Here is a 12132-nt window from a genome sequence, read left to right on the forward strand (position 1 = left end):
CCCGCTAGCCAGGGCGTGGTCCGGCGGGTGAGGATCGACTCATGACGACGACCCTCGCGACGCCCCCGGCAACCACGGACCCCGTGTTCGCCGAGCGCTACCGCGCCATCGCGTCGCGCGACCGCCGCTTCGACGGGCAGTTCATCACCGCCGTGAGCAGCACCGGCATCTACTGCCGGCCGTCGTGCCCGGCGCGCACCCCGAAGCCCGAGAACGTCACCTTCTACCTCACCTCGGCCGCCGCCCACGAGGCTGGGTACCGCGCGTGCAAGCGCTGCCTCCCGGAGGCGGTGCCGGGCACGCCGAGCTGGGACCTCGGGCACGACCTCTCGGCCCGGGCCATGCGGCTCGTCGCAGACGGCGTCGTGGACCGCGAGGGCGTCGACGGCCTCGCCGCCCGCCTCGGGTACTCGGCCCGGCACGTGCACCGCGTGCTCGTCGCGGAGCTCGGCGCCGGCCCGGTCGCGCTCGCCCGCGCGCTGCGCGCCCAGACGGCGCGGGCGCTGCTCACGGGGACGGACCTGCGGCTCGCCGACGTCGCGTTCGCCGCCGGTTTCGGGAGCGTGCGGCAGTTCAACGACACGATCAACGAGGTCTTCGACACGACGCCGGGCGAGCTGCGGCGTCGCGCCCGGCCCGACCGGGCGACGTCTCCCGGCGACCCGCGCCGCCCGCCCGCCGCCGCTCCCGCCGGGTCCGCCGCGGACGACGGCGGCGCCACCGCCGCGCTCGACCTCACCCTTCCCCTGCGCGAGCCGTTCGACGCGCGCGGCGTGTTCGCGTTCCTCGCGGCGCGCGCCGTCGACGGCGTCGAGGTCGTCGACCTCGACGGCCCGCTGCTCTCCTACGCGCGGACGCTCGCGCTGCCGCACGGGCCGGGCGCGTTCCGGGCCACCTACGGGCCGCCGCCTGGGATCCGACGGCGCGCACCGCGCTTCCACGTGGAGCTCGAGCTGACGTCCGTGGCCGACCTCCCGGCCGCGATCGCGCGAGTCCGGCGGCTGTTCGACCTCGACGCCGACCCGGCCGCCGTGGACGCGGCCCTCGCGGCGGACCCCGCGCTCGCCGCCTCGGTGCGCGCGGTGCCGGGTATCCGCGTCCCGGGGGCGGTGGACCCCGCCGAGATCCTCGTGCGCGCGCTCGTCGGGCAGCAGATCTCGGTCGCGGCCGCGCGGACGCACCTGTCGCGGCTCGCCGTCGCGCTCGGGACGGCCTTCGCGTCGCGGTTCGGCCCGACGCGCCTGTTCCCGACCCCCGCGCAGCTCGCCGCCGAGGGCGCGGACCACCTGCGCGGCCCCGCCCGGCGCACGGCCGCGGTGCTCGGCGTCGCGCACGCCCTCGCCGACGGGTCGCTCGCCCTGTCCCCGGCCGACGACCCCGCGGCCCAGCGCGCCGCGCTCGAGGCGATGCCCGGCGTCGGGCCGTGGACCTCCGGGTACGTGGCGATGCGCGTGCTGCACGACCCCGACGTCCTGCTCGACGGCGACCTCGCGCTCCGCGCCGGTGCCGCCGCGCTCGGCCTGCCCGACGACCGCCGCGCGCTCGCCGCCCGCGCCGAGCGCTGGGCGCCGTGGCGCTCGTACGCCGCGATGCACCTCTGGCGCGCCTCCGCGCCCACCCCGACCCCTGCGAAGGAGACCCCGTGACGACCGCACCCGCCCCCACCACCACTACGACGGCAGGCACGAGCCCGGCCGTCACCACGACGCTCACCACGCCCGACGGCCCGTTCACGGTCGTCGTCGACGCCGGCGGCGCGGTCCTCGCGTCCGGCTGGACCGACGACCCCGCGGACCTCGTCGCGCTCGTGCACCCCGGCCTGCGCCCCGCGACGGTCTCCCCCGTGCCCGACGACGACCCCGCCGTCGCGACCGCCGTCGCCGCCGTCCGGGCCTACTACGCGGGCGACGTGCGCGCGATCGACGCCGTGCCGGTGCGGCAGGCCTCGGGCCCCTACCGCGCGCACGCGTGGGACGTGCTGCGCACGGTCGAGCCCGGCGACCCGGTGACCTACACCCGGTACGCCGAGCTGTCGGGGCGGCCCGCCGCCGTGCGCGCCGCCGCGGGCGCCTGCGCGATGAACGCGGCGGCCCTGTTCGTGCCCTGCCACCGCGTGCTGCGCACGGACGGCAGCCTCGGCGGCTTCCGCTACGGACTGGACGTCAAGCGCAGCCTCCTCGACCGCGAGGCCCGGGCGACCGTCACGGCACCGGCGCGCTGAGCCCGCCGCGGACGGCCCGCCCCGGCATCACGCCGCCGGAGCGCGCGCCGGCTCCGCCGCCGCGAGCGTGAACCGGGCCCCGAGCGTCGCCGCCGCCACCACCCCGGCGGCGGCGACGAGCACGACGTCCTTGAGCACGTACTGACCCATGAGGGTCATGCCGTCGCCGAACAGGTCGCCCGGGAAGAGCGCGACCGGGGAGAGGACGCCGGCCAGCGTGACGGCGAGCACGACGAGCCCGGCCCGCAGCGCGCGACCGGTGAGGAGCGCGAGCCCGACCGCCGTCTCGACGACCGCCGTGAGGACCACGGCGGCGGTGCCGTCGACGAGGCCGAAGGTCAGCGCCTCGACCGTGCGGCGCACGATCTGCTCCGCCGGGCTCGCGCCCGGGAAGAACTTGAGCACCCCGAAGACGAGGAAGACGAGGCCGAGAGCGACCCGCAGGGCCGGCACGGACCAGGCGGCGAGGCGCTCGCAAAGCCCTTCGCGGAGCCGCCGGGACGCGGCGCGCCGCGGCCCCTCCGCAGCGGGGGCGGTGGTGGACGGGGTCGGTGCGGCGGGTCCGGTGGGGGCCATTCTGAACTCCTCGTCGAGCAGTAGCGTTCCACTTTCCGGCGATAAGATAGCGGACCTGCGATATTCACCGCGCGTGGCCCCGCTCCCGCGAGACGCGGGACGGGCGGTGCGCCCGCCGCCGAGAGGGGCCGGGGCTCAGCCCCAGCCGAAGACCTGCGTCCAGGCCCCGTTCGCGTGCCCGACGCCGATCTCCCGCAGGCCGCAGTCGAGGATGTTCGCGCGGTGGCCCGGCGAGTCCATCCACCCGCGCACGACGTCCTGGGCGGTCCGGTAGCCCTTCGCCACGTTCTCGGCACCCGGGTTCGGGTACCCCTGCGCGTGCGCCCGGTCCCACGGCGAGCGGCCGTCGAGGCTCGTGTGGTCCATGTACCCCTGCGCGTCCATGTCCTCGCTGTGGAGCTGCGCCGCGGCGGTGAGGCGCTCGTCGACGGCGAGCGGCTCACACCCGGCGGCGGCCCGCTCCGCGTTCGTCAGCTCGACGACCGCCGCGCCCTCCGCCGTGATCGTCCCCGGACCGGCTCCGCCGGGCGCCGCCACCCCGGCGGCCGAGGCGGTCCCGGCAGCCGGCGCGACGCCGTCGGCCGTTCCGGTGCCGGGCGTCGGGTCCGACGCGGTCGCGCCGTCCGGGCCGGCCGGGTCCGCCGGGCCCTCGGCGGGCGGCACGTCCTCCGGGGTGGGCGTCGGCACCGGGTCGGCGGGAGGCTCCTCGGTCGCCGCGGGCGCGGGCGCGGTCTCCGCGGGCGGCGCGTCGTCGGCCCCGGGCGCACCGGGCGCCGTCGGGGCGTCCGCGGGGAGGTCGTCGCGCGCGTCGGCCAGGGTGCGCGACGCGCGGTCGTCGCGCGGGTCGCGCCCCGCGAGCCACTCCTGCGGCGCGCTCCCCTGCCACGGGAGCGCCGCGACGACGGGGCCGAGCGGGCCCACGTTCTCGGGCCGGATCTCGCCCGTCACCGTCGCGGCCGTGAGGCCCAGCGGAGGGCCGAGCAGCAGGGCGGCGGCGACGCCCGTCGTCACCGCGACGCGCGGACCGCTCCGCAGGTGCCGGGCGAACGGACCGCCGCGCGGTCGTGCGGGCGCGGCGGAGGACGCGGGCTCGGGAGACGGCGCGGGCGCCGCCCCCGCCGAACGATGCCGGGGCGTGCGCTGCGAGGCCATCGCTCGACCCTACCCATCAGGACCACGGATGTGTACCGCTTCGTCCGTTCTGCGCCCGTTCGACGGCGGGGGTCGGCCGCCGGGTCAGACGATCGACGGCTCCTCCGGCGCGGAGACCGTGAACACCGCGCCTGCGATGAGCGGCACGGACGTCACCCGGCGCTCGAGCTCGTCGAGCCGGCGGGCGACGGACGTCTCGGACTCGTCGCCGCGCAGGTCCACGCTCGCCACGAGGTACAGCGCGCGCGGCCCGACGTACTCGAGCCGCAGGTACGTGACGCGCTCGACCTCCGGCAGGTCGCGGATGCCCGCGAGCACCGCGGCGCGCGTCGCCGGCATCGCCGCCTCCCCCACGAGGAACCGCCGGTTGCGGTCGATGAGCACGACGGACACCACCGCGAGGACGAGGCCGACGACGATCGACCCGACGGCGTCGGGCACGGGCGACCCGGTGAGCTGGTGGGCCAGGACGCCCCCGAACGCGACCACGAGGCCGATCAGCGCGGCGGCGTCCTCCGCGAACACCGCGCGCAGCGTCGGGTCCGACGTGACGAGCACGTGGTGCAGGGTGTCGCGGTCCGCGGCCTGCGCCTCGGCACGCGCCTGCCGCCGGGCGCGCAGGAACGACACCCCCTCGAGCACGAACGCCAGGGCGAGGACCGCGTAGGCGACGACGAAGTCGTCCGCCGGCTGCGGGTGCACCAGCTCCTGGATGCCGTGCGTGATCGACACCCCCGCCCCGACGGCGAACAGCCCGATCGCCGCGAACATCGACCACACGTACGCCTCGCGGCCGAACCCGAGGGGGTGCTCGGTGTCCGCCGGGCGGCGCGAGCGCCGGTCGGCGACGAGGAGGAAGACCTCGTTGCCCGTGTCCGCCCACGAGTGGACGGCCTCCGCGAGCATCGACGCCGAGCCGGTCACCGTCGCGGCGACCGTCTTCGCGCCCGCGATGAGCGCGTTCGCGAGGAACGCGACGATCACCGTGACGGTGCTGTCGCCGCCGCCCTCCGGGCGCGCGACGCGCGGGTTGCGCGACTCCGGCTGCGGCGGGGCGGGCGTGGGGGCGTCGGGCATGCTGCCGGTCTACCAGCCGCGTGCACGACCCGCGCGCGGAGGCCGGTGGCGCGCAGGCCGAGCGCGCACGGGCCGGCGCACGGGCCGGCCCGTGCGCGCGGCGGCGTCAGCGCGCCGGGCCCTCCGCGTCGGCGGGGCGACCCGCGTCGTCGGGCCCGGGGTCGCCCGTGTCGGCGAGCTCGACGCCGCCGGTGGCGCCCGGCTCGCCGTGCCGGTCCGCGTCGTCGTGCTCGCCCGTGTCCTCGCGCTCCGCCGCCTCCTGGTCGCGCGTGAGCTCGTCGACGACGAGCAGGTCCGTGCGCACCTTGCCCGTGCGGTAGCCCGCACGGCCGACCATGTGCGCCGCGACGGGCGACGTGAGGAGCTGGAACACGACGACGAGGAACAGCGTCGCGACGGCGCCCCACGAGCGCAGCCGCAGGCTCAGGCCGGCGAGCACGAGGATCAGCCCGAGCACCTGGGGCTTGGTCGCCGCGTGCATGCGCGCCAGCAGGTCGGGGAACCGCACGACGCCCACGCCCGCGGCGAAAGCGAGGAACGCGCCGCACAGGAGGAAGACCGCGGACACGACGTCGGCGATCGTGTCCCACAGGCCGGTGTTCGGGTCCATCAGCGCACCTCCCCCTCGGGCGCGCCGCCGTGGTGCTCGGCGTCGACCGCCGAGTCCCGGTCGGACTCCTCGGCCTCGCGGCGGGCGGCGTCCTCGGCGGCGATCTCCTCGGCCGTGCGGATGCGGCCCTCGTCCTCGGGCTCGACCGACGCGAACCGCGCGATCGTCACCGAGCCCACGAACCCGACGAGCGAGAGCACGACGAGGATCGGGATGGTGTCCGTGCGCCGGGAGAACGCGGCCTCGAGCGCGATCGCCCCGACGAGCGTCGTCGTGAAGACGTCGAGCGCGATCGTGCGGTCGAGCATCGACGGGCCGCGCTCGGCGCGCGCGACGGCGAAGGTGGCCCCCGCGGCGAGCAGCACGGCGCTCACCACGACGATCACGAGGTAGACGGTGTCGCTCATGCCTCGGCCACCTCTCGCGCGGACGGGACGTCGTACAGGCCGGCGGCCCGCAGCTCGTCGTTCGACGCGAACGCGTGCAGCACGCGCGCCTCGAGCGCGAGCGTGTCCTCGCGGATCTTCTCCACGCCGCCCGCGGTCTCGACGTCGAGCACGTGCAGGTAGAGCATCCCGGTGAGGCGGTGCGCCTCGACGACGATCGAGCCGGGCACGAGCGACGACAGCTCGGCCGTGATGGTCAGGTAGATGTCGGACGGGTTCCGCAGCCGCACGCCCACGACGGCGCCGCGCGGCGTGTGCCGCGGGTTCAGCGCGAGGAGGCTCACCTGGAACGACGCGACGACGAGGTCGGAGACGAAGCGCCCCACGAGCACGAGGAACGGCCACGGCCGGAACTTCCCGCGCGCCGCGATCGACGGCAGCGGGAAGAACGTGATGACTGCGAACCCGATGATGACGCCCGCGAGCACGTTGCCCACGGACAGGTCGCCCCACAGCATGACCCAGACGATCGTCAGCCACAGGATGGTGCGCCACTGCGTGGTGACGCGGGCGAACCAGCCGGAGGCGAGCGCGCGGCGGCGGCGGTGCAGGCTCATCCGTCCGCACCTCCGCCCGTGCCGGCGGGTTCCGTGCCGGCCGGTTCCGTGCCGGCGGGTTCCGTGCCGTCGCTCTCGCCCGTCGCGACCTCGTTCGACTCGCCCTGGCCCCGGTCGGAGTCGCCGGGGAACACGGCGTCGACGTACGTGTGGCCGTCGAGCAGCGTCGCGGCGGCGCGCTCGGTGTACGAGTAGAGCGGACCCGCGACCATGGTGAGCGCGAGGCCGAACGCGACGAGCGCCGTCGCCGGGCCGACCATGCCGCGCGGCAGGCGCGCGTCCGCGGGGATCTCGACGGGCGCCGTCTGCCAGAAGGCCTTGTTCCACGCCTTGACGATCGCGTACAGCGTGAGCAGCGACGTCACGACGGACCCCACGACGAGCGCCCACGTGAGCGGCGTGCCCTGCGCGACGCCCTCCTCGAGGAGGCCGACCTTGCCGAGGAAGCCCGACAGCGGCGGGATGCCCGCGAGGTTCATCGCCGGGATGAAGAACAGGATGGCCAGCCCGGGCGCGAGCTTGGCGAGCCCGCCGAGGCGGTCGAGCGACGTCGACCCGCCGCGGCGTTCCACGAGGCCGACGACGAGGAACAGCGTCGTCTGCACCGTGATGTGGTGCACCACGTAGAAGATCGCGGCCGCCATGCCCGGCTCGGACGCGAGCGCGATGCCGAAGATCATGTAGCCGATGTGGCTCACGAGCGTGAACGACAGCAGTCGCTTGATGTCGTTCTGCGCGACGGCGCCGAGGATGCCGACGACCATGGTCAGCAGCGCGAGCCACATGAGGACGTCGTCGACGACGCTGTCCTCGGGGAAGAGCAGCGTCTGCGTGCGGATGATCGCGTAGACGCCCACCTTGGTGAGCAGGCCCGCGAAGACCGCGGTGACGGGGGCGGGCGCCGTCGGGTACGAGTCGGGCAGCCAGGCGGACAGGGGGAAGATCGCCGCCTTGATGCCGAACGCGAGCAGCAGCAGGAGCTGGATCGCGAGCGCCGTGCCCGGGTCGATCTCCGCGTACCGCTCCGAGAGCTGGGCGAGGTTGACCGTGCCGGTCGCGGCGTAGGTGAGCGCGATCGCGACGAGGAAGACGATCGAGGAGAGCAGCGCCACGACCACGTAGATCGACCCGGCGCGGATGCGCTCGCCCGTGCCGCCGAGCGTGAGGAGCACGTAGCTCGCGGCGAGGAAGATCTCGAACCCGACGTAGAGGTTGAACAGGTCGCCCGAGAGGAACGCGTTGAACACGCCCGCCGCGAGCACCATGAACGTCGGGTGGTAGATGGCGACCGGCGCCTCCTCGTCGCCGTCCGCCACGCCCTGCGCGAGCGAGTACAGCAGGACGCACAGCATGACGAAGCTCGACACCACGAGCATGAGCGACGAGAGCCGGTCCGCGACGAGGTCGATCCCGACCGGCGCCGCCCAGCCGCCGACGTCGACGACGATCGGCCCCGAGTCGGCCGCGACCAGGAGGCCGACCGACGCCGCGAGGACGAGCGCGAGCGCGGCCACGGTGATGATGCGCTGGGCGCGCGGGTGGCGCCAGAGCGCGAGCGCGAGACCGGCCGCGACGAGCGGCAGGACGACGGGGAGCGGGACGAGGGCCGCGGCGGTGAGGCTCATCGCGGCTCCTTCCCGTCGGTCCGTCGGTCGTCAGGTCGTGCGTCGTCGTCCCGGGCGTCGGAGCCGCCGGTGCGGCCGTCCGTGGCGTCCCCGGCGTCCTGCCCGGCCGGGCCCGACGGCGGTTCCTCGCCGTCCGTGACGCCGTCGCCGTCGCCGTCGGTCTCGTCGCGGACCTGGGCGGCCTCGTCGTCCAGGGTGGCGCCGCTCTCCTCCGTGTCCGCGTCCTCGAACGCAGGCGCGTTGCGCGCGGCGTGCCGCGCGACGCGGCGGTCCTCGAGGTCGTCCTGCACCTCGTCGTGGCCGTGGAGCTGCCACGAGCGGTAGGCCATCGCGAGCACGAACGCCGTGATGCCGAGCGTGATGACGATGGCCGTGAGGACCATCGCCTGGACGAGCGGGTCGCTCATGTCCTCCTCGGGCGTCGTGCCGATGAGCGGCGCGCCCCCGGCGCGCCCGCCGGCGACGAGGAAGAGCAGGTTGGCGCCGTTCCCCATGAGGATGAACCCGAGCAGGACGCGCGTGAGGCTCCGCTCGAGGAGCAGGTAGACGCCCGCGGCGAACAGCACGCCGATCGCGAGGACGAGGACGACGCTGGGCGTCATGTCGATGACGTTCACCGGCGGCCACCTCCGATCGAGTCGGGCTCCATGGCCTCGAACGGCCCCGTGTCCTCGCCGGGCTCGCGGCCCGCGGCGGCGCGTTCCGCGTGCCGGTCGATCTCGGCGCCGAGCGTGCGCAGGATGTCGAGGACGAGGCCCACGACGACGAGGAACACGCCGACGTCGAAGAACAGCGACGTCACGAGGTGGATCTCCCCGACGAGCGGGAGCGCGAGGTCGTAGGCCTCGCTGCCGAGCACGTTGCCGGTGAGCAGGAACGCGACGAGACCCACGCCCGCGGACAGGAACAGGCCCGTCCCGAGGAGCAGACCCGGGTGGACGGGCGCGGCCTCGCCGAGCTCGTACCGCCCGCCCGCGAGGTAGCGCACGATGAGCGCGATGCCCACGACGAGCCCCGCCGCGAACCCGCCGCCCGGCGCGTTGTGGCCGGAGAACAGCAGGAAGAGCGCGAAGACGATCATGGCGTGGAACAGCACGCGCGTGACGACCTCGAAGATCACCGAGCGCCGTTGCGGCGCGAGTGTGCGGCCGGCGCTCAGCCACACGAGCATGCGCGGCTGGTCCTTCTCCGTGACCCCGCGGCGGCGCAGCGCGGCACCCGGGTCGTCGGTGTCGCTCCAGACGCCGGAGCCGGTGGCCGTGGTCGCGGGCCGGGCCCCCGACGCGCGCAGGATCTCGCCGCTGCGCGAGCGCAGGAACACGAGCGACGCGACGCCCGTCGCGGCGGCCAGGAGGACGGAGATCTCGCCCATCGTGTCCCACGCGCGGATGTCCACGAGGGTCACGTTGACGATGTTCTTGCCGTGCCCGAACTCGTAGGCCTCGGCCGGGAAGTCCACCGAGATGGGCGTCGCGACGCGCGCGAGCGGCGCGACGAGCGCGAAGCCCATCATGACGACGGCCACCGCGAGGCCGATGCCCAGGCGGACCCACCGGCTCGCCGCGAGCGGCCGGTTCGAGAAGTACGCGGGCAGGCGCCGCAGCACGAGCACCATGACGACGAGCGTGATCGTCTCGACGAGGACCTGCGTGAGCGCGAGGTCGGGCGCGCCGTGCAGGAGGAAGAGGACGGCGTTGCCGTACCCCGCGATCCCGACGAGGATCACGGCCTTGAGCCGGCGGCGCGAGCGCGCGGCGAGCACCGAGGCGATGCAGATCGCGGCGACGGCGACGAGCTGCGCGGGACGGTCCCAGGCCCGGAGCTGCTCGGGCCACGCGGTCTGCGCGACCATGACGACGCCCGGGCCGAGCACGAGGACCACGAGGATCGCGCCGAGGTAGAACGGGAGCGAACCACGCTGCGTGACGGCCGTGACGTCGGCGGCCAGGTCGTCGAGCTTGCGCATGACCTTGCGGTACGTGACGTCGGCCTCGGGCCCCGTCCACAGCGACGCCTGGAACCGCTCGACGCGCGACCGCTGCCAGAACAGCACGACGCCGACCGCGAGCACGAGGACCGTCAGGGCGAGCGCGGGCGTGAAGCCGGCCCACAGGACGAGGTGCCCGGGCTCGCCGACGGGGTACGTGTCCGCGTACGGGGCGAGGAGGTCCTCGCCGAAGTGCGGCACGAGCGCCGTCGCGAGGCCGAGGACCGCGAGCACGACGGCCGGGCCCACGAGCAGGAACGGCTGGCGGTGGATGCGCGCCGGGTCGATCGGCGGCTCCTCGGCCTCGACGGCGGGGCGGCGCGCGGCGCCGACGCCCCACGCCTTCTCGTGCGCGTTGGCGCGCGCGGGCGACCGGCCGAGGTGCGGCTTGGACGCGAACGCGCCCCACCAGAAGCGCAGGCCGTACGCGACCGTGAACATCGAGCCGACGACGACCGACCACAGCACGACCGTGTCGACCCACACCGGCCCCTCGCCGTGCAGGAGCGACTCGAGCGCCGCCTCCTTCGCGACGTACCCGGCGAACGGCGGCAGGCCGATCATCGACGCGGTGGCCAGCCCGCCCGCGACCGCGGTCCACGGCAGCGCCTTGCCCACGCCCGTGAGGCGGCGCAGGTCGCGCGTGCCGGCCGCGGCGTCGACCACGCCGACGACGAGGAACAGCGAGGCCTTGAACATCGCGTGCGCGCCGATCATCGCGAGCCCGGCGAGCGCGGCCCCACGCGTCCCGAGGCCCACGAGCAGGATGATGAGGCCGAGCTGGCTCACGGTGCCGAACGCGAGGACGAGCTTGAGGTCGTACTGCCGCAGCGCGCGGTAGCCGCCCACGAGCAGCGTGCCCGCGCCGAGCACGACGACGAGCGTGCGCCAGACCGTCGTGTCCGAGTAGGCGGGCGCGAAGCGCGCGACGAGGTAGACACCGGCCTTGACCATCGCGGCCGCGTGCAGGTAGGCGCTCACCGGCGTGGGCGCCGCCATCGCGGCAGGCAGCCAGAAGTGCAGCGGGATGAGCGCGGACTTGCTCGCCGCGCCCACGAGGAGGCAGACGATCGCGGCGGTCACGGCGCCGCCCGTCGGGGGGTCCGCGATGATCTCGGACATGCGGAACGTCCCGCCCTGGACGCCGAGGATCACGACCCCCACGAGCATGGCGAGGCCGCCCGCGGTGGTGAGGATGATCGCCTGCATGGCGGCACGACGGCTCGCCTTGCGGTCGGCGTAGTGGCCGATCAGCAGGTACGAGAAGACGGTCGTGAGCTCCCAGAACACGAACAGGAGCAGCATGTCGTCCGCGGTGACGAGCCCGACCATCGCCCCCGCGAACGCGGTGAGGACGCCGCCGAACCGCCGCAGGCCCTGCGCGGTGGGCGAGAAGTAGGCCGAGCAGTAGACGAGGACGAGGGCGCCCACGCCGCCGACGAGCAGCAGCATGAGCCACGACAGCGTGTCCATGCGGAAGGCGAGCTCGAGCCCCAGCCCGGGCACCCACTCGATGACCTGCGTCGGGTGCTCCCCCGACATCACGCGGTCGGTCCAGGCGAGCGCGTAGGCCGCCGCGGACGCCGGCGCGAGCGCCATGACGAGGAACGCCCGGCGGCCGAGGAACGAGACGAGTGCAGGCGCGCCCAGTGCCATCACGAGATGGGCAAGGAGCACGTAGAGCACGGGCCGCTCCGTCCGGGTCGGGGGCGGGTGGGCGAAGTTCTTGCTGGACTTGTCATCGCCGCGCCCGGGCGGGGGGAAGCCGCAGGGCACGACAGTTCACGGCGCCGACGAGGCCGGGCCGAGAACCATTTTACCGACTCCTCAGCCGTGCGGGGCGCCCGTAGCCCCGTCCGTGACCGATTCCTCAGTCGGCCG

11 protein-coding genes are annotated in these 12132 nt (G+C 75.2%); 2 read left to right on the forward strand and 9 right to left on the reverse strand.

What is annotated here, in order from left to right; all coding sequences use genetic code 11:
• Positions 1-41: 41 nt before the first annotated feature.
• On the forward strand, positions 42-1646 hold the full coding sequence (locus B8281_RS01275) for an AlkA N-terminal domain-containing protein (RefSeq protein WP_085386657.1): 1605 nt from the start codon (positions 42-44) through the stop codon (positions 1644-1646).
• Entirely contained in the window at positions 1643-2221 is a 579-nt protein-coding gene (locus tag B8281_RS01280; protein ID WP_085386658.1) for a methylated-DNA--[protein]-cysteine S-methyltransferase, read from the forward strand. The genes B8281_RS01275 and B8281_RS01280 overlap by 4 nt, the downstream gene beginning before the upstream one ends.
• 27 nt (positions 2222-2248) lie before the next feature.
• Here the strand turns inward: B8281_RS01280 and B8281_RS01285 are convergent, their stop codons facing one another.
• The 9 genes from B8281_RS01285 to B8281_RS01325 all read right to left on the reverse strand — a co-directional run bounded on the left by B8281_RS01285 (position 2249) and on the right by B8281_RS01325 (position 11907).
• Complete coding sequence (locus B8281_RS01285; protein WP_232322637.1) at positions 2249-2674, reverse strand: DoxX family membrane protein; 426 nt, start codon at positions 2672-2674, stop codon at positions 2249-2251.
• Positions 2675-2932: 258 nt separating this feature from the next.
• Positions 2933-3808: a CAP domain-containing protein gene (locus B8281_RS19035; protein WP_198163107.1), complete on the reverse strand. Its 876-nt coding sequence runs from the start codon at positions 3806-3808 to the stop codon at positions 2933-2935.
• A gap of 225 nt (positions 3809-4033) precedes the next feature.
• The gene (locus B8281_RS01295) at positions 4034-5026 is read right to left on the reverse strand and encodes a cation diffusion facilitator family transporter (protein ID WP_085386660.1); all 993 of its coding nucleotides are present in this window, start codon (positions 5024-5026) and stop codon (positions 4034-4036) included.
• A 106-nt stretch (positions 5027-5132) separates the two neighbouring features.
• On the reverse strand, positions 5133-5636 hold the full coding sequence (gene mnhG, locus B8281_RS01300; protein WP_081599866.1) for a monovalent cation/H(+) antiporter subunit G: 504 nt from the start codon (positions 5634-5636) through the stop codon (positions 5133-5135).
• The gene (locus B8281_RS01305) at positions 5636-6043 is read right to left on the reverse strand and encodes a monovalent cation/H+ antiporter complex subunit F (RefSeq protein WP_043653007.1); all 408 of its coding nucleotides are present in this window, start codon (positions 6041-6043) and stop codon (positions 5636-5638) included. The genes mnhG and B8281_RS01305 overlap by 1 nt, the downstream gene beginning before the upstream one ends.
• On the reverse strand, positions 6040-6639 hold the full coding sequence (locus tag B8281_RS01310) for a Na+/H+ antiporter subunit E (protein WP_074805261.1): 600 nt from the start codon (positions 6637-6639) through the stop codon (positions 6040-6042). The genes B8281_RS01305 and B8281_RS01310 overlap by 4 nt, the downstream gene beginning before the upstream one ends.
• Positions 6636-8264: a Na+/H+ antiporter subunit D gene (locus B8281_RS01315; protein ID WP_085386661.1), complete on the reverse strand. Its 1629-nt coding sequence runs from the start codon at positions 8262-8264 to the stop codon at positions 6636-6638. The genes B8281_RS01310 and B8281_RS01315 overlap by 4 nt, the downstream gene beginning before the upstream one ends.
• Positions 8261-8881 (reverse strand): Na(+)/H(+) antiporter subunit C, encoded by a 621-nt coding sequence (locus B8281_RS01320; protein WP_128082744.1) that lies wholly within the window; start codon positions 8879-8881, stop codon positions 8261-8263. The genes B8281_RS01315 and B8281_RS01320 overlap by 4 nt, the downstream gene beginning before the upstream one ends.
• Positions 8878-11907 carry a Na+/H+ antiporter subunit A gene (locus B8281_RS01325; protein ID WP_232322638.1) on the reverse strand — a complete coding sequence of 1010 codons (3030 nt, stop codon included), beginning with the start codon at positions 11905-11907 and terminating at the stop codon, positions 8878-8880. Before B8281_RS01325 ends, B8281_RS01320 begins: the two co-directional genes overlap by 4 nt.
• Positions 11908-12132 lie beyond the last annotated feature (225 nt).

The organism is Cellulosimicrobium sp. TH-20 (genome assembly GCF_002105775.1).
Classification (GTDB): Bacteria; Actinomycetota; Actinomycetes; order Actinomycetales; family Cellulomonadaceae; genus Cellulosimicrobium; species Cellulosimicrobium funkei.

What these genes read in the sequence shown, in the direction of transcription:
- B8281_RS01275 (WP_085386657.1), top strand. Translation starts at nt 42, where the DNA reads ATGACGACGACCCTCGCGACGCCCCCGGCAACCACGGACCCCGTGTTC.
- B8281_RS01295 (WP_085386660.1), bottom strand. Translation starts at nt 5,026, where the DNA reads ATGCCCGACGCCCCCACGCCCGCCCCGCCGCAGCCGGAGTCGCGCAAC.
- mnhG (WP_081599866.1), bottom strand. Translation starts at nt 5,636, where the DNA reads ATGGACCCGAACACCGGCCTGTGGGACACGATCGCCGACGTCGTGTCC.
- B8281_RS01305 (WP_043653007.1), bottom strand. Translation starts at nt 6,043, where the DNA reads ATGAGCGACACCGTCTACCTCGTGATCGTCGTGGTGAGCGCCGTGCTG.
- B8281_RS01310 (WP_074805261.1), bottom strand. Translation starts at nt 6,639, where the DNA reads ATGAGCCTGCACCGCCGCCGCCGCGCGCTCGCCTCCGGCTGGTTCGCC.
- B8281_RS01315 (WP_085386661.1), bottom strand. Translation starts at nt 8,264, where the DNA reads ATGAGCCTCACCGCCGCGGCCCTCGTCCCGCTCCCCGTCGTCCTGCCG.
- B8281_RS01325 (WP_232322638.1), bottom strand. Translation starts at nt 11,907, where the DNA reads ATGGCACTGGGCGCGCCTGCACTCGTCTCGTTCCTCGGCCGCCGGGCG.